General features: G+C 36.9%; 13 protein-coding genes. 9 read left to right on the plus strand and 4 right to left on the minus strand.

All coding sequences use genetic code 11. From position 1 onward, the window contains the following. The first annotated feature begins 112 nt into the window (after positions 1-112). Both H1P_RS13500 and H1P_RS13505 read left to right on the plus strand, forming a co-directional pair. A complete protein-coding gene (locus H1P_RS13500) occupies positions 113-319 on the plus strand; it encodes a hypothetical protein (RefSeq protein ID WP_144867936.1) in 207 nt (68 codons plus the stop codon). A gap of 222 nt (positions 320-541) precedes the next feature. Next, positions 542-2,407 carry a GGDEF domain-containing response regulator gene (locus tag H1P_RS13505; RefSeq protein WP_144867938.1) on the plus strand — a complete coding sequence of 622 codons (1,866 nt, stop codon included), beginning with the start codon at positions 542-544 and terminating at the stop codon, positions 2,405-2,407. A 28-nt stretch (positions 2,408-2,435) separates the two neighbouring features. Here the strand turns inward: H1P_RS13505 and H1P_RS13510 are convergent, their stop codons facing one another. Both H1P_RS13510 and H1P_RS13515 read right to left on the minus strand, forming a co-directional pair. Beyond that, a complete protein-coding gene (locus H1P_RS13510) occupies positions 2,436-4,634 on the minus strand; it encodes a glycosyltransferase (protein ID WP_144867940.1) in 2,199 nt (732 codons plus the stop codon). Positions 4,635-4,967: 333 nt separating this feature from the next. After that, positions 4,968-5,459 carry a DUF547 domain-containing protein gene (locus H1P_RS13515; protein WP_144867942.1) on the minus strand — a complete coding sequence of 164 codons (492 nt, stop codon included), beginning with the start codon at positions 5,457-5,459 and terminating at the stop codon, positions 4,968-4,970. Between the two features lie 449 nt (positions 5,460-5,908). Between H1P_RS13515 and H1P_RS13520 the strand changes: the two genes are divergently transcribed. Next, positions 5,909-6,208, plus strand: coding sequence for a 2Fe-2S iron-sulfur cluster-binding protein (locus H1P_RS13520; RefSeq protein ID WP_144867944.1), 300 nt, complete (start codon positions 5,909-5,911; stop codon positions 6,206-6,208). An 84-nt stretch (positions 6,209-6,292) separates the two neighbouring features. Next, a complete protein-coding gene (psbM, locus tag H1P_RS13525) occupies positions 6,293-6,403 on the plus strand; it encodes a photosystem II reaction center protein PsbM (RefSeq protein ID WP_144867947.1) in 111 nt (36 codons plus the stop codon). 203 nt (positions 6,404-6,606) lie between these two features. Here psbM and H1P_RS13530 read toward each other — a convergent pair whose 3' ends face one another. Both H1P_RS13530 and H1P_RS13535 read right to left on the minus strand, forming a co-directional pair. Beyond that, positions 6,607-7,101, minus strand: coding sequence for a molybdenum cofactor biosynthesis protein MoaE (locus H1P_RS13530; RefSeq protein WP_144867949.1), 495 nt, complete (start codon positions 7,099-7,101; stop codon positions 6,607-6,609). 157 nt (positions 7,102-7,258) lie between these two features. Continuing rightward, positions 7,259-7,471: an Hfq-related RNA-binding protein gene (locus tag H1P_RS13535; RefSeq protein ID WP_144867951.1), complete on the minus strand. Its 213-nt coding sequence runs from the start codon at positions 7,469-7,471 to the stop codon at positions 7,259-7,261. A 41-nt stretch (positions 7,472-7,512) separates the two neighbouring features. Between H1P_RS13535 and dapF the strand changes: the two genes are divergently transcribed. The 5 genes from dapF (at position 7,513) to H1P_RS13560 (ending at position 16,257) form a co-directional block, all read left to right on the plus strand. After that, complete coding sequence (dapF, locus tag H1P_RS13540; protein WP_144867953.1) at positions 7,513-8,358, plus strand: diaminopimelate epimerase; 846 nt, start codon at positions 7,513-7,515, stop codon at positions 8,356-8,358. A 425-nt stretch (positions 8,359-8,783) separates the two neighbouring features. After that, complete coding sequence (locus tag H1P_RS13545) at positions 8,784-10,040, plus strand: response regulator (protein WP_144867955.1); 1,257 nt, start codon at positions 8,784-8,786, stop codon at positions 10,038-10,040. A 51-nt stretch (positions 10,041-10,091) separates the two neighbouring features. Continuing rightward, a complete protein-coding gene (locus tag H1P_RS13550) occupies positions 10,092-10,457 on the plus strand; it encodes a response regulator (protein WP_144867957.1) in 366 nt (121 codons plus the stop codon). Between the two features lie 150 nt (positions 10,458-10,607). Beyond that, positions 10,608-13,076, plus strand: coding sequence for a methyl-accepting chemotaxis protein (locus H1P_RS13555; protein WP_144867959.1), 2,469 nt, complete (start codon positions 10,608-10,610; stop codon positions 13,074-13,076). A gap of 88 nt (positions 13,077-13,164) precedes the next feature. Continuing rightward, positions 13,165-16,257 (plus strand): hybrid sensor histidine kinase/response regulator, encoded by a 3,093-nt coding sequence (locus tag H1P_RS13560; protein ID WP_144867961.1) that lies wholly within the window; start codon positions 13,165-13,167, stop codon positions 16,255-16,257. Positions 16,258-16,353 lie beyond the last annotated feature (96 nt).

The raw sequence follows: 16,353 nt of genomic DNA on the forward strand, positions 1-16,353 counted from the left end.
CTTACTGAACTATCACCTTTCTCGATCGCGCTGACTATCTTCTCTCGAAAATCCACCGAATAAGCTTTCATTTACGATCTACTTTTACAATGCTTGATTGTCCCACATTTAGATGCAAACTGCTGTAATGCCCAATGAATGGTTAATTCAACTAGAGCAAGCAGCAAGCAATTTAGACGAAAATTCAATGACTGAATTACTCCAACGACTTCCTGACGAATATACTTTTTTAGCTCAAGCACTTCAAAATAAAGTTAATAATTTTGATTTTGATGAGATTGTAGATCTCCTCCAGCAAACAATTAGACTCAACAAGTAAAAAAAATGCTTTAAAAATCATTCATAGGAGTTCGATCACAGATCAATAGCAAATGATCGATGATAAATGATAAATAACGTGAGTTCGATGAGTACTAAAATCTAATAGCTTTGGTTTAGGCAACAGGAAACAGTCTCTTATGTCCTTCCGAGAAATCAAAAATTTAACCCAAAATAAAATTTGTCGAACTGACGTTAGATAACAAATGATAACTTATAAATAATGAACAATATTTTAGTTGTTGACGATATAGTAGACAATCTGCGGTTTTTATCCCAGACTTTAAGCGCGCAAGGTTATAAAGTTCGTGGTGCGAAAAATGGAACTACAGCATTAAAAGTAGTCAAAAAAATCATTCCAGATTTGATTTTGTTGGATATTAAAATGCCCGATCTAGATGGCTATGAAATATGTCAACAACTAAAAGCTGATTCGACAACCAAAGATATTCCCATAATTTTTCTGAGTGCTTTAGATGATGTTTTAGATAAGGTTAAAGCCTTTGAAGTGGGAGCAGTAGATTATGTTACAAAACCTTTTCAGCTAGAAGAAGTTTTAGCAAGAGTCAAAAATCAACTGGCTCTCCAGTCGGCTAAAGCAGAAATTACGCAACTAAATCAACAATTAGAGCAAAAAATACAAGAACGTACTGCTCAATTACAAACCGCTAACCAAAAGCTACAAATCGCTAATCAAGAACTACAACAAGAAGTACAAGAACGTCAAAAAATAGAACAACGGTTAGTTCAAGATGCTTTACATGATGATTTGACAGGCTTACCCAATCGTACTCTACTAATGGATCGCATAGAGAGATCGCTGCAACTAACCAAACGAAATCCCCATCATCTATTTGCCTTACTGTTTATCGACCTCGATCGCTTTAAAATTATCAACGATAGTCAAGGTCATTTAGTAGGAGACAAATTACTAATTGCGATCGCTGACATTTTATCAGAAGGTTTACGAGATACAGATACCTTAGCTCGTTTGGGAGGAGATGAGTTTGTTATTTTACTGGAAAATATTAACCATCTTACAGATGCGACTAAGGTTGCAGATCGTATTAATCAACAACTCCAATTATCCTTTAATTTAGAAGGTCAGATGGCTTTTACCAGTGCCAGTATTGGTATTGCTCTTAGTTCAACTGGCTATGAAAATAGTTCTCAAATTCTCCGAGATGCCGATATTGCTATGTATCGGGCAAAAGATAAAGGAAAAGCCTGTTATGAAGTATTTGACCAGGCTATGTATCTAGAAACTCTCAAAAATATTGAATTAGAACATAATTTACGCCTGGCTTTGCCACAAAATGAATTAACTTTGCACTATCAACCCATTATTTCTTTAAAACATGGCACACTAACAGGATTTGAGGCTTTAATTCGTTGGCAGCATCCCCAGCAGGGTTTAATCTTCCCTGGAGATTTTATTTCTATTGCAGAAGATACAGGATTAATCGTTCCTATCGGTTATTGGGTATTAAAAGAAGCTTGTCAGCAACTCCACAGTTGGCAACAAAAGTTTGCGCAAATTCCTGGGATTGATTCGTTCAAAATTAGTGTGAATTTGGCAAGCCAACAAATACAAGAAGCTAATTTTATCGAAAAACTAGACCTTATTTTGGCGGAAACAGGTTTAGATGCTGGGTGTTTAAGACTAGAAATTACCGAACGAGTGTTAGTAGATTCAGGACAAAATACACAGCAGAATCTGGCAGAAATTAAACGCCGTCAAATTAAGCTTAGTATCGATGATTTTGGTACTGGTTATTCATCCTTGAGTTATTTACACTGTTTACCAATTAACAACTTAAAGATAGACCGCTCTTTTATCAATAATCTCAATATTGACACAGAAAGCTTCGAGATTGTTAAAACCATCGTCACCTTGGCACATAGTCTGAACATGGATGCGATCGCTGAAGGTGTAGAAACCATCGAACAAGTCAATCACCTCAAAGCTTTAGGTTGTGAATATGCCCAAGGATATTTATACGCTAAACCTTTAGAAGTTAAAGATATTGAATTAAACTTTTTAAATAATTATGCCAAAACTTCTGACTTTCTTGGTGCGTGTTTCTGACTTCCAAAAGGCTATTTAATTTTCAAGGCTATTTAATTTTTAGTGTTCCCCATCTCAAAGGACGAGAGAGAATTTGCAACAGAATAGCAAAAGATTTTAATTCTCCTGGTGTTTTTTTAGTTTTCCATTGACCAGGACGACAATAAAGAGCATAAACTAAACTTCTCTGTTGTGACAAGGTTAAATGATTAAATTTAACTTTGACTATAGTACCTTGGTCGCTAATGCAAGCTTGAGTAACATCCCCACTAAATGTTGTTTCATCTGCCATTATTTGAAAAGAAACTTTTTTACCCAGAGAAACTTTTTTTTCAATCAAAATTTCTACCCCTTCTTCTGATAGCTGATTAGCTACTCCTCTGTAAGTTTTGTCTTCACTGATAATTTGAACTTGTTTGCGAGTGGTAAACCATTGATAGGTAGTGGGTTTAGGAATGTCTAGTAAAACTAATAAAGCTGTACCAAGAGTGATTATATTGTAACCATTCCACAATAAGCCAATGTTGAGAAGGGAATCGGTGTTAACCAAGCTAATAGAAAAAGAGATCGTAGTTGCTACCAGTAACAGTATTAAAGGCAGTGCCAAATTCCAATTATAATAGTAGCGATCGCTTGCTAATCCTTTGGGTGTAACTTTAAATCCTTTAGCAAAGGGGCTTAACATTACTTTTATTACCGTAATCGCTATAGGAAAACTCTGCACCAAAGTATATAAGTCTGATAATAATGCAGAACGCGATCGCATATTTAACCAGGAAAAAACGGTTATTTGAGTGAGATAGTAAGGCGCGAAGAAATAAACCGCTTCTCTGGCAGTGGAGCTATAAGGATGAATACTAAAGAAAACAGACAAAATTGGTAAGAACAAAAAGAAAATTCGCGGAATACTATTAAACCAGTGTAATAAACCCTCTAAATGCCCTAATCTTTGCCATAAATTTAAACCAGAGATTGTCAAAGGATTAGAAGAGATAAAAAAGGCTTGCAAAGTTCCCCTCGCCCAACGCAATCTTTGGTCTAAATGAGCGGAAATATTTTCTGCTGCTAAACCTGCACTTAGTTTTTCGTTGAGATACACCAAGTCATAGCCTTTGGCTGCAAGTTGTATACCAGTAAAATAGTCTTCACTCAAAGACTCTGTGACAAAGCCTCCTACTTCTTGCAAAGCTGCTCGACGCACTACAAATGATGTTCCAGAACAGACTACACTCCCCGCACCATCCTTGATAGGCTGCATTTGGCGATAAAAGACTTCTTCTTCTGAAGTTAAGACTTTTTCTAAACCCAAATTACGGGAGATAGGATCGGAGTTGTAAAAGCTTTGAGGAGTCTGTACTAAAGCAATTTTACTTTTCTGGAAAAAGCCTACTGTACGTTCTAAAAAGTTTTGGGTTGGTACAAAATCGGCATCGAAAACAGCAATCAAATCTCCTTGGGTTTTAGGTATCGCATGATTGAGATTTCCTGCTTTAGCGTGGGAATTATCTGGTCTTGTAAAGTAGTGACAGCCTAATTCTTGAGCTAATTGCTTAATTTCTGGTCTTTTGGTGTCGTCTAGTAAATAGACCTCTTTACGAGGATAGTCTAAAGCTTGACAACCCATGACAGTTCTTTTGAGGATAAAATCTGGCTCGTTGTAGGTAGGTATCAAGATATCCACAGAAGGCTGATAACTACCGTTGATTACCGCTCTACTGTACTTATCTGCTTCCTGATGACGATTTTTAGCTGTAAACATTAACAACAGCTGCAACATTCCTCCAGAGATGGCAAGAATTTCCATTCCCAGAAGTAAAACACTAAAAATACCATCAACAGGATTGCTGAGGTTTAAACTAGATAGCGATCGCCACAAAAAATAACGCAACAACAAACAACATAAAATTCCTGCAACCAACCTACGAGAAAATTTGTCAGGCTGCGGAAAAATCCTGGTAATAATTTGGACGAACAAAAATAGCACCAAAGTCGGTGCTAACAAATAATACTTATTGCTGACCGAAGGCACGCTTAACCACTGGGGCGGATTATCTTGAAGCGGTTGTAAGTAGGCGAATAGCTCGCTGACATGAGAGTTTCCGAGCAGCCAAGAGATAGCTATTCCCGTAGCCATACTTACTACAGACACAAACACCAATGTAGTGAGATGTAGTGAGGCTTTTTTTCGCGCTTGCGAAGGCGAGGGAATCTGTAATTTAGACTCCGATCTAGATTTAAATGTTTGCATAAATTCTCTCACATTGCCTAGATATTGAAAAACACTTTAACAAAACATATGTTAATTTTTCGTAAATATAGTATTTGTTTCCGCATTTTTCTTAAATTTAACTAAAGCCATACCGCAATTAAGTATTAAATATTATTAATTTTATTATGTTTTTTAAGCTTAATATTAATCTTATTTATTTAAAGACCAATCATAACTTAAGTACTTAACTTGATAGTTTCCTCGTTCTAAATACTGACGATCTCGATCGCTCAGATATTGACTTATAAAATTAAGTACCGCCTTTTCTCTTTGATTACCAACAAATTTTTGCTCGATATTGTGGTTAGCAATCTAGTCTTTGCCATAACATTTAAAAATTGCAGACAGAAAAACCCGATTTTCTTGACGGTCTAGCTTAAAACCTTGAGGACTAGCAAGCCATTTTATGACTCGATCTTCGAGTTGTGCCTCTAACTTTTCAGGGGAAGAAGGCTCATTGCGTAAAATGGGACAACTTATTGCAGCACAAACTACAGCAGCATGGATTCTTGGCTCATTAAAATCTTGGCTAATAGTGTCATGTTCGATATTGTCCAGAGTCTTTTGTGATTGTGCGATCTCAAACTTACGTCTTTGCCAAACCCCAGAAATTTCTCGAATACTCTGTTTAAGGGATTGTTGGTCAATGATAGATTGTAAAGTAAAAGAGTTATAGGCATTGATTAAAAAAGCTAATTTGTCAGTATCACTCCAGCCAAGATAAACTTCTAGAGCAACTTTACCTATAGACCGATGAAATCGATCTAATTGTTCCCGATTAGCTTCTAACCCCGCGTAATCCAATAACCCTTGCTCATCAACATAAGTCTTTTAAACATCTGCATAGTCTTGATAGCTAAAAGATTCTGTTGCAGTAACTATTTCTGTTTTACTTTCGCTCAACACTTTGATCTTGTGTTTGAGTAACATTGTTTTCTGTCGGACATTAGCTCGCTAATGTCGTAGATAATAATTAAGAGTAACATTACCAGATTTTTCAGAATTTTTGTCTTCGATAATCTAAGCTGGTGAATCTGAATTTATGTTGAGAATACAGTTAAAAATTCTAGAATTGGATCGGCAGGAAGATTAGGAGACTGAGAGACAATCATTACTATTTAACTATTTACTATTGCCTATTGCCTCTTTTGACTCGGTGAGGAGGTGAGGAGGTGATGGTGAAACTCATTTAATTATAATTTCTTAGCATTTCTTAATATGATAGAGAATAGCCAAGATGAAAAAACATAATTATGTCTACAATAAAATTTGTAAAAGAAGAGAAAGAAATTGTCACCGCCTTGGGTGCTAACCTCCGAGAAAAAGCATTACAAAACGGCGTGGATATATATCGCTGGCGAGGAAAATTGACCAACTGTGGTGGCTATGGTCAATGTGGAACTTGTATTGTGGAAATTGCCGAAGGAGCAGAAAACCTTTCTCCAAAAACTCCTTTTGAGCAACGTAGACTCAAGAAAAAACCTGATAACTATCGTTTAGCTTGTCAAGTACTGGTAAATGGACCTGTAAGCGTGATCACGAAACCCAAGTAACCATCTTACTAATCATAGCCATAGCCCTAAGTAATGATATTCTAATAGTTGTTGGTTTAAAAATTATTTAGGGGCTACTATTTCATGGAAGTTAATGATCTTGGGTTTGTTGCAACTGTTTTATTTGTTCTAGTTCCCACAGTATTTTTATTGATTCTGTTCATTCAAACCGATAAAGTAGAACGGGAACGTTAATCAAGTCTGAACATCGCAATAAACAAAAACAATATAATAAACAGCAATTTCTAATTGGATAATTGAACTTGAGCTTACATAATCTAGCTCTTTTTATGTTTAGTTTTAAGTTTTTTAAGCTCCAATTAGGGGTTGCTTATTTGTTTTCAAGTGTATCTAGGATGACATACTTAAAAGCTTGTCAAATAAGGAGTATCTGTGGATCAACAACACTCACTTAATTTTACCCAAGTCCCCACAATTGTCTTTTCTCCTGTTGCTTCATCTATCACGATATTGTGTTCTTTTTTCCAAATAGGTGCGTTGTATTTAAGAGTATCCATTGCATACTGACAAGCAGCAAAAGCCTCTCCACGATGGGGACATCCCACTGCAACTAAAACACTAATTTCACCAATGGTTAAATGTCCGATACGATGATGAATTATGACTTTATTGACATCTTGCCATTGTTGACGAACTTGTTGGGCAATCGAGCGAAAAATAGCGATCGCCATTGGTTCGTAGGCTTGATACTCTAAAGATGAGACGGGTTTTCCTTCAGTTTGATTTCTCACTGTACCACTCATCATCACAATTGCTCCATTACCAGGATCGTCTGCTAACTCATAAATTTCCGACACAGATAAAGGAGCAAAAGTAATCGCAAAACTATCTTGAGGATTAGTAACAGTAGGAGAAGCTAAAAAATTATTCACGGTATTTTTAGGAATTGGTGACTGGTGATTGATTTTTCATAGTTGGTTGTTAATGGTTGATAGTTGATAGTTAATTATTCATAATTAATTCTATCTGTCCATATCACTATCTTCTTTACTACCTCCACTTTCTGTGCGTCATTCCTCATCCTTAAGCTCATGCTTTCGGTTTCAGAAAAACTAGAGCCTGTCGCCAAATAAGAGTGGATTGATCGTAATGATCTATCAAACAAATACATTGAGGGTCTTGCCACATAATTTTACCAACAATAAGATCATCAGTGATCAGTTTGAGTTCAACTTCCTGCTTATCTTTGATGTACCCTTGAACTTGCTTAACGCTAGGTAAACCAGTATCAAATTCAGTCATAATAAAACGATTAACAACTTAGTTGAGACGAAAAAAAAGTAATGGTAATTGAGTTTAGCAAATATCATGGATTGGGCAATGATTTTATCTTAATTGATAATCGCCATAGTGCTGAACCTATAGTAACTCCTGAGCAAGCTATTCAAATTTGCGATCGCCATTTCGGAATTGGTGGAGATGGGGTTATTTTTGCTCTACCTGGTAAAGAAGGTACAGACTACACCATGAGAATCTATAACTCTGATGGTTCAGAGCCAGAAATGTGTGGCAATGGAATTCGTTGCCTTGCTAAGTTTATCGCCGATCTCGAAGGAAAGAGCGAAGTTAATAAAACTTACAAAATTCATACCCTCGCAGGAGTGATTACCCCACAGATGCAAGCCAACGGTTACGTAAAAGTAGATATGGGAACACCATTTCTTACCGCAGCCGAAATCCCCACTACTTTGAGTACAGCAGAAGATAAGGTGATTGCTCAACCTTTAGAAGTAGCAGGAAAAACATGGGATGTCACCTGTGTTAGTACGGGCAACCCTCACTGTATTACCTTTGTTGAAAATAGCGATGCTATTGCTTTAGAACAAATTGGGACTTTATTTGAACATCATCCTGTATTTCCCCAACGGATTAATACCGAATTTATTCAAGTAGTCAAACCAGACTATATGAAAATGCGGGTTTGGGAAAGAGGTGCAGGGATTACCCTCGCTTGTGGTACAGGTGCTTGTGCTTCGGTAGTAGCAGGAGTTTTAAATAGTAAATGCGATCGCTTTTGTACGGTAGAATTACCAGGGGGTTGCTTACAGATAGAATGGTCAGCAACCAACAACCGAGTGTACATGACAGGAGCAGCACAACAAGTATTTCAAGGAAAATACAGTCTGTAACGGTAATTGAATTGGCATCTTTACCTATTTGGGATTGTTACTTACCGCCACAGGGAATCCACTGAATTTTGCAGTGGATTTCTTTATTTATAGTAACAAACTTGTAGTTGTGATTCATTAGGCATCGAAATGTTAGTTATTTCAGAGTTTAGGGAATTATATAAACGTAACTCTTTGTAAATGGAATCATTATCTACCAAATTTTAATCAATCATAGTTTTAGTTTTTTTACCTGAGTTTATTTGTGAATAGTAACTCTCTATCTTGAAGCGGAGAATTCTTATTCATAGCGTCAAAATTATTTCCTGTTGACTCCATGACAACTACTAGTTTCTTTTACTTCTTCAATTTATACTTTCATCATTTCTCGATTAAGGCTGATTGATTGAAATATTCATTCAGACCTCTTGAGCAAAAGATCAATTATGAATCAATTATCTTCCCAAAAGTCTCTCACTCAAGAAACCACAAAAAATGCTTATCCCATCGATTTGTTGACGGAATTATCTGGTAGACACATAAGTGGGTGTCTCAAACTAGATTATGATTCCATTAGCTACTTCATTCATTTGGAAAAGGGCAAAATTGCCTATGCAACTAATTCCATTGAACCTTTTGAAAGATTAGAGAGATATTTACGCCGTTTAAGTCACTCAATTCCCAGTCTCAATGGAGAAATTCGTTCTTCGGTACGTCTTACCTTTGAAGCTGAAATCCAAGACTTAATGCAACAACCTCCTGATTATCAGGCTATTTTGTGGTTGATAGAGCATAACTACTTAACTAATGAGCAAGCAACTCTTTTAGTTAAAAAAATGATTCAAGAAGTTTTTGAGACTTACCTATTGCTTCCTAAAGAGTATCAAAGTAGTTTCACAAAACAAACTCCTTCGGTTTCTAATAATGGTCTGATGGAATTATCTTCTGTAATTGAAGAAGCTCAAAAATGTTTACAGGCTTGGTATCAGTTTTATCCTCATATTACTTCTTCTTATCAAAGACCGTACTTTTTTAGTAAGCCAGGAGCAACCGCAGAACAACAGAAAATTGGCAAAATTTTACGAGGATTTAACTTCCGTCAACTATCAGCAATTCTTAACCAAGATGAGATAGCTATTGCCAAAAAATTCTCTCCTCTAATTAATAATAAAACGATTATTCTGAGAAATCCCCAAGCACCTTTTGATAAACTACCACATTGGTCAAAAGAATCGATCGCTCCTACCAAGAAAACTCAGGGACAAGAAACTAGCTCTACTCAGGCAAAAGGGGAAGATATCGATCTGAGCGATATTACTGCTAAATCGAGTAAAACTAAACAATGGAAAATAGTTTGTATTGATGATAGTCCCACAATTCTCAATGAAATTAGTCGCTTTCTCGACAGAGATGAATTTTCGGTTGTTCCCATCACCGAACCGCTAAAAGCTTTAATGAAAATCATGAGAATTAAACCCGATTTAATTTTACTTGATGTGGGAATGCCTAATATAGATGGCTATAAATTATGCTCTTTGATTAGAAAATATTCTGCCTTTAAAAATACTCCTATTGTAATGGTTACAGGTAATAAAGGTTTAATAGATAGAGCTAAAGCAAGAATGGCTGGAGCTACAGACTACATGACCAAACCATTTACTCAATCAGACTTATTAGATATGGTCTTTCGCTACCTTAGTTAAACTAAGTAACTAATAGTTATTACTTTATAATTATCGAGGATAAAATAACCAATGACTGCTAAAGTTTTAGTTGTAGATGACACCCCTTCTATACGAGAATTAATTGCTAATTTTTTACGGAAGAGTGGCTATCAAGTAATAGAAGCTAATAATGGAAAGGAAGCATTAGAAAAAGCTTTAAGTAATGTTCCTGATATTGTAGTTACTGATGTAGTTATGCCAGAAATGAATGGCTTTGAGCTATGTCGTAGTTTGAAAAAAAATCCTGTTACCCAAAATTCAAGAATTGTTGTTTGTACTTCTAAAAATCAAGATATCGATCGCTTGTGGGGTATGAAGCAAGGAGCAGATATTTATTTAACCAAGCCGTTTACAGAAGAAGAAATGATAGAAGCTATTCAATCTGTAGCTGTTTAATTAAGCAAACTTTAATTTTATTGGCTGCATATTCTCAAAAAAAGCTAATTTTTTGTCTATATAGTGTGAAATTAAGAAAAAATTAGTCTTTTAAACATATTTATTATTCTTTTTATTTATAATGCCAAGGAATCTTTTCTGGAAAAAATCATGGAAACTCCCCTAGATGAAAATATTGAAACTATTAAAGAAAATAAAGATGAGACCACGCCGATAGTTGCTTCTCAGAAAAATTATGTTTCTCTACGTAAACAATTACTCTATAGTCTAATTTATGCTCTTGGTATTCCTCTAGCTGTGGCTACTTTTTGGGGATATAGCTTTCTTGAAAAAAATACAAAAGTAACAATCGATCGCCGATTATCAAAAAAAGCTCTTTTAGCAAAAGATATTTTAAGTCTCTCTTTAGAACAAGCTGCGACTATTCCTCTTTCAATGACTAGCAATCCAGCAGTTTTGGAAGCAATCAAAGAAGGTAATAAGAAAGTAGTTGCCGAAAATATGACAGCTTTATCAGTTCCTTTATTAGAAAGTAATTTTAGCACTACTAAACTTTTACAACCCAATGCAGCATTAAATAATTATTTACAAATAACTGCGAAAAATAGTAATTTTTCTGAAATATTTATTACCGAAAGTTTGGGATTAAATGTTGCTTATAGTCAGCAACCTTCAGACTTTGCTCAACAAGATGAAGCCTGGTGGCAAAAAGCTAAAAATAGTTCTCGATATATTAGTGATCCAGATTTTGATGCTTCTAGTAATGCCTATGGTATCTCTTTAATTCAGCCCATTAAAGACCCTAAAACGCAACAATTTTTAGGCGTTATTAAAGCAGTATTACCCATTAGTTATCTCAAAGAAATTACTACTTATTATTTAAAAGATACTGATTTTTTTGACTCTCAACAAGTGCAAGTAATTGATACCCAAGCCAAAAAAGCAATCACCACCATTGGTGGTGCAGAAGCGATAGAAAATACGGCTATTATTGGGGGAGATGCGATCGCAAGAATTACCGATATCTTGCAAAGCGTTAGTCAGAAGCCTCAATTTACTCCAGAAGAAATTTTAAGCCAAATACCTCCCGATATCAAACTTAGAAAAGTTACTATTAATAATTTAATTGCAGAGCAAGTACAATCTTCCCCAGAAAACAATCCTCTGACTCTTTCGTTTAATTATCAAGATAAAAAATATACCCTAACACCAATTCCTAATACCAGCTTTATTGTCGCAGCTTCAATCGATCGCTCGGAAGTTCAAAGTGCAGCTAACCAATTACTAATCCGATTTTTGATTTTAATTCTTAGTGTCTTTGTAATTACCACTGTTGTCATTTTAATTTTGTCTCGCAAAATCACTAATCCCCTGAGAGAATTGGCAGTTAAAGCTCAAGAAGCTGCATCGGGAAACTTAGAAGTCAGAGCAGATCTTATTGGAACAACAGAGACTATTACTTTAGCCCACAGCTTTAATAACTTAGTCGAAAAAGTCGAACAATCAATTGAGAAACAAGCCAGAATTCTCCACAATGCCGAAATTACCCGTCGAGAAGCAGTAGCAGTAGCCGAAGAACAACAGGAGAAAAATGCTCGTATTCAGCAAGAATTATTAGATCTTTTAGGAGATGTTGAAGGGGCTTCTACTGGTGATTTAACAGTTCGTTCTCGGATTAGTGATGGCGAAATTGGTATTGTTGCAGATTTCTTTAACTCCATTATTGAAAGCTTACGGGAAATTGTAGCTCAAGTAAAAGTAGCATCAGAACAGGTTAACGTTTCTGTTGGTGAAAACCAAGAAACTATTAGTCAATTAGCCACCGAAGCTAGTCAACAAGCAAATCAGATTACTCAAACTGTAACTTCAGTAGAGCAAATCACTCAATCTATCCAAGAGGTAGCTCATAATGCTCAAGAAGCAGCAAAAGTTGCTCATATTGCCTCCAATAAGGCAGAGTTAGGAGGAGAAAGTATGGAGCTAACAGTAAATAGTATCAAACAACTGCGAGGTACGATCGATCAAACCGCAGATAAAGTTAAAAGCCTTGGTGAAGCCTCTCAAGATATTTCACGAGTAATTTCTCTGATTAACCAAATTGCCATGCAAACAAATCTGTTGTCGATCAACGCCAGTATTGAGGCTGCTCGTGCAGGAGAAGAAGGTAAAGGATTTGCGGTAGTAGCAGAAGAGGTAGGGGAATTAGCCACTCAATCTTCAGAAGCAACCAAAGAAGTAGGCTCGATTATTGCCAAAATTCAAACAGAAATTTATCAAGTAGTTGAAGCAATGGAAATTGGTTTGAGCCAAGCAGAAGAGGGAACTCAACTCGTAGAAAATACCAAAGATAGCTTACTGCAAATTATGGAAGTCTCTTATCAAATCGATCATCTAGTGCAATCTATCTCTAAAACTACCGTTTCTCAAGCAGAAACATCTCAAAATGTAACTCAGTTAATGGAACAAATTGCCCAAGTGTCAGAACAAACTTCCCAAGTTTCTCAAAGTGCTTCTAACTCTCTAGAATCTACCGTTGCGATCGCCAAAGACTTGCAGTCATCAGTAGGTGCTTTTAAAGTAGAGCGAACAGCCGAAACTACAGACATTAGTAATACTTAACTCTTTTTTTCGTTTAGTAATCGCTGGTTACTAAGCTACAGATCAACACTTTAATCGAGAAACAATCAATTTTGTTATTGCGAAAGCCATGTCAGACGATAAAGAACTTCAGGTGCGACTTCAATTTCTTGAAGAAGCAGGAGAATATTTAGATAATATCGAATCTGGATTGCTAGGACTGGGTTCTAATCAAGTTAACCCTCAGCAAATGGATGGGGTTTTACGAGCAGCCCACTCGATTAAAGGTGGTGCAGCTATGATGGGCTTTGAATCTTTGAGTCATTTAGCACACCGTCTCGAAGATTTTTTTAAAATTCTCAAAGTTGGCAAATCAAAAGCGGTTGACAGTAGTTTAGAAACCCTGCTGTTATCTACTGTAGATTTTTTACGCCAAATTATTGTTGTAAATCGCCAGCAACAACAGGTAAATTCTCAATGGCTCAAAACTACGGTTGAAACCGTTTTTAAGCAACTTCACGATCGCTTGGGTGACCCCCAACCAGAAGATGCTGCTGCTTTGCTCTCGGCGGAAATGGGGGAAGATATGAGTACCCTTATTTTTGAAACTGAAGTAGAAGAACTCTTATCTCAGCTAGAAAATAAGCTCGAAAAGCTCGAACCTCACAGTCTTTTAGAAGAATTAAAGCTATCGGCTCAAGAATTAGGTGGCTTAGGTGAAATACTAGAGCTTCCTGCCTTTTTCTCTCTTTGTCAGTCTGTAATAGATTTAGTAGAATCTAGTCCCGAAAAAGTAAATAGTATTGCTCAAACAGCAATTCAAGAATGGAGGCGATCGCAAGCTTTAGTTTTAATTGGTCAAACAGAGGTACTACCCGAAACTTTAGAACTAGATGAAGATGATGTTTTCTTTTCTGATAGTTCCTTGGATGCTGATGCTTTAATTGAAGAGTTACCAGATTCTACAGATTTAGCCTCTCTATTAGGAGGCGATGAGCTAGAACAAGAAGCTTTAGATATCTTTTCTTCTTTAGATGAGATGATACCAGAGGAGTTATCCACTGCCGAACTAGAGGCGATAGATTTATCGGCTCTCGATCTCGAAGAGATTGATATGGATATCCCCGCAGCAGTTCCAGTAGCAGAATTTTCGGTCGAAGAGATTACCCCAGAGTATAGTATCTCTGCTGAACCAGATAACTCTGTAGCTAACTATCCAACCCCATCTATATCACCCACAACTTTTAGTACCACCAGTTCGGGAGAAATGGCTGCTAATGACGATAATGCGGTTGTAAATAAAACCATTAGGGTATCAGTTAAACAACTCGAATATCTCAGCGATCTTTTTGGGGAAGTTGCTATCGAAAGAAATGGTTTGGGTTTGCGCCTCACCAGTTTGCGTAACTTAGTTAATCTTCTCAGTCAGAGAATTAAAACCTTAGAGCAATCTAATTTTAGTCTTCGCATTGCTTACGATAAAGTTGCTACCGAAACCGTAACGACAAGACCTTCTGAATCAATTGCGGTTAATTCTGCCTCTCATAGTTTACAACCCTCTGCCGAAAACTCCTCAGAAGAATATTTCGATAGCTTAGAAATGGATAGCTACAGTGATATTCACCTTTTATCCCAAGAAGTGATGGAAACTGTTGTCCAAATCCAAGAAGTCACTAAAGATATTGAAATTAACCTCGAAGATACAGAAAAGAATTCGCGAGAATTAAACCGCACCACCAAACATATGCAAAGTACCCTAACTAAGGTACGGATGCGTCCTTTATCCGATCTCTTAAATCGCTTTCCTAGAGCCTTAAGAGATTTAGAATTGCAGTATGGCAAAAAAGCACAGCTTAGAGTGCGGGGAGCTTCTACCCTAGTAGAGCGTTCTATTGTCGAAATTCTTAACGATCCTCTACTCCATCTGTTTCGCAACGCCTTTGACCACGGAATTGAGCCTCCAGCTATCCGTAAAGCAGCAGGAAAATCCGAACAAGGCACAATTACCATTACCGCTAGTCACCGAGGAAATCAAACCGTTATTACTATGGGTGATGATGGTGAAGGAATCAATCTGGAAAAGATTAAAACCAAAGCATTGTCTATGGGAGTTAGCCGTGAAGACCTTGTAAACGCCAAAGAAGCCGACCTTTTAGACTTAATCTTTGAACCAGGTTTTAGTACTGCTCAAGCGGTAACAGACCTCTCTGGTAGAGGTGTGGGGATGGATGTGGTCAAAACCAACATCGAAGAGATTAACGGCAAAATTCAGGTTAATACCGAGTTAGGAGTCGGTACGACATTTACGATTACAGTTCCTTTTACCCTTTCTGTAGTGCGGGTACTGTTGGTAGAAAGCAATGGAATGTTATTGGCATTTCCCACCAGTATTGTCGAAGAAATGCTCGTACTAGACCCCGATACTATCTTAGAAGCAGCAGGACAAGAAGTATTAAACTGGGATGGCTTTATTGTTCGTCTGATTCGCTTGCATCAATGGCTGAATTTGCCAGATTTTGCCTCTGGTTCTCCAGTAGAGTTAGAAGAAACACCTACTATCGAGCAATCCACTGTTTTAATGATTGCTCAAAATAATGACTTGGTAGGAATTCAAGTAGATCGCTATTGGCGAGAACAGGAAGTAACCATTCGTTCTGTAGAGGGTAAGATGGCTCTTCCTCCAGGCTTTACGGGATGTACCGTGTTGGGTAATGGTCGGGTTGTTCCCCTAGTAGATGCTATTTCTTTACTCAGTTGGATTGAAAATGACCGTCAAGCATCTGCTACTAGTTCTTATAGTCTAAAAATTGGTAATAGTGATAGCTCAGAAAAACCTGGAAAACCTGCTGCTACGAAGAAAACCATTATGGTAGTAGATGACTCCATTAATGTGCGTCGTTTTCTGGCTCTTACCCTGGAAAAAGCTAACTATCGGGTGGAACAGGCAAAAGACGGACAAGATGCGATTGATAAGCTACAAGCAGGAGTTAGCCCCCAAGCAGTTATTTGTGATATTGAAATGCCTCGCTTGGATGGTTTTGGCTTCCTCAGTCGGGTAAGAACTTTACGCCAACACAAGAATCTTCCTGTGATTATGTTGACCTCTCGTAGTGGAGATAAACATCGCAAATTGGCAATGAGTTTAGGGGCTACAGAATACTTTAGTAAGCCTTTTAAAGAAAACACTTTACTCTCTACTCTCAAAAAATTGATTCTTCGTTAACTTACTATTACTAAATGTTAGTTTCCAAAGTTTCCAGGGAATCTTAAGAGTGAGTACTATTCTCGATCGCTCTCGATAACTAACGATTTTAACTCA

It is taken from the genome of Hyella patelloides LEGE 07179 (assembly GCF_900659865.1).
GTDB lineage: Bacteria > Cyanobacteriota > Cyanobacteriia > Cyanobacteriales > Xenococcaceae > Hyella > Hyella patelloides.

Bases quoted from the DNA above. Each gene is read 5' to 3' on its own strand.
- H1P_RS13510 (WP_144867940.1), bottom strand. From the start codon at position 4,634: ATGCAAACATTTAAATCTAGATCGGAGTCTAAATTACAGATTCCCTCG.
- dapF (WP_144867953.1), top strand. From the start codon at position 7,513: ATGGTAATTGAGTTTAGCAAATATCATGGATTGGGCAATGATTTTATC.
- H1P_RS13500 (WP_144867936.1), top strand. From the start codon at position 113: ATGCAAACTGCTGTAATGCCCAATGAATGGTTAATTCAACTAGAGCAA.
- H1P_RS13535 (WP_144867951.1), bottom strand. From the start codon at position 7,471: ATGACTGAATTTGATACTGGTTTACCTAGCGTTAAGCAAGTTCAAGGG.
- H1P_RS13505 (WP_144867938.1), top strand. From the start codon at position 542: ATGAACAATATTTTAGTTGTTGACGATATAGTAGACAATCTGCGGTTT.
- H1P_RS13550 (WP_144867957.1), top strand. From the start codon at position 10,092: ATGACTGCTAAAGTTTTAGTTGTAGATGACACCCCTTCTATACGAGAA.
- psbM (WP_144867947.1), top strand. From the start codon at position 6,293: ATGGAAGTTAATGATCTTGGGTTTGTTGCAACTGTTTTATTTGTTCTA.
- H1P_RS13545 (WP_144867955.1), top strand. From the start codon at position 8,784: ATGAATCAATTATCTTCCCAAAAGTCTCTCACTCAAGAAACCACAAAA.
- H1P_RS13520 (WP_144867944.1), top strand. From the start codon at position 5,909: ATGTCTACAATAAAATTTGTAAAAGAAGAGAAAGAAATTGTCACCGCC.
- H1P_RS13555 (WP_144867959.1), top strand. From the start codon at position 10,608: ATGGAAACTCCCCTAGATGAAAATATTGAAACTATTAAAGAAAATAAA.
- H1P_RS13560 (WP_144867961.1), top strand. From the start codon at position 13,165: ATGTCAGACGATAAAGAACTTCAGGTGCGACTTCAATTTCTTGAAGAA.